At 52.3% G+C, this 218-nt stretch carries 1 protein-coding gene; it reads right to left on the bottom strand.

Translation table 11 applies throughout. From position 1 onward, the window contains the following. The coding region (locus tag Q0842_RS16290) for a hypothetical protein (RefSeq protein WP_298500579.1) at positions 1-218 on the bottom strand (218 nt) is incomplete at both ends.

The following is a 218-nucleotide window of genomic DNA, read 5'->3' as shown; positions in this document are numbered from 1 at the left end:
CCTAGGTTCGCGCGCACCAGAGGGTTTTGCCCGAATTCAAAGAACTGCTGGGAACGTGGATGGGCCTGCACGACGATTATAGAGCGATTGCAGAGAGGCTCTACATCGAAAAACGTCTTCATCGCTCCCTCCCCAAACAGAACAAAAACGACCGGTTGATCTTGTTCGGCCAGGTTGGACAGAAAATGCTTCCGTGCAGGCTTCCAAAGATCTAGGTG

Origin of the sequence: uncultured Algibacter sp. (assembly GCF_947495675.1) — a bacterium.
Taxonomy (GTDB): domain Bacteria; phylum Bacteroidota; class Bacteroidia; order Flavobacteriales; family Flavobacteriaceae; genus Algibacter_B.
This window is presented reverse-complemented; position numbering and strand designations above follow the sequence as displayed.